The following is a 230-nucleotide window of genomic DNA, read 5'->3' as shown; positions in this document are numbered from 1 at the left end:
GACAACTTCCCGACCGACCGCTACCTCCTCGAGGGCGTCGCCGGCGAGTGCGGCCTCACCGTGCGGTGGGTCGAGGCCGACCCCGACGGCGGCGTCACCGCGGACGACCGCGCGCCGGCGCTCGGACCGGACACGGCGTTCGTGCTGCTCAGCCATGTCGCGTTCCGCTCCGGTCACGTCGCGGACGGCGCGGCGCTCACCGCGCTGGTGCACGACGCCGGCGCGCTGGT

Annotated in this window: 1 protein-coding gene; it reads left to right on the top strand. The window is 76.1% G+C overall.

What is annotated here, in order from left to right:
* Nucleotides 1–230: aminotransferase class V-fold PLP-dependent enzyme (locus tag QWY28_RS23915; protein ID WP_300955390.1), on the top strand; the 230-nt coding region annotated here is incomplete at both ends.

It is taken from the genome of Nocardioides oceani (assembly GCF_030412965.1).
Classification (GTDB): domain Bacteria; phylum Actinomycetota; class Actinomycetes; order Propionibacteriales; family Nocardioidaceae; genus Nocardioides; species Nocardioides oceani.
The sequence above is the reverse complement of the archived record's forward strand: the minus strand, read 5'-3'. Positions and strand labels throughout refer to the sequence as shown.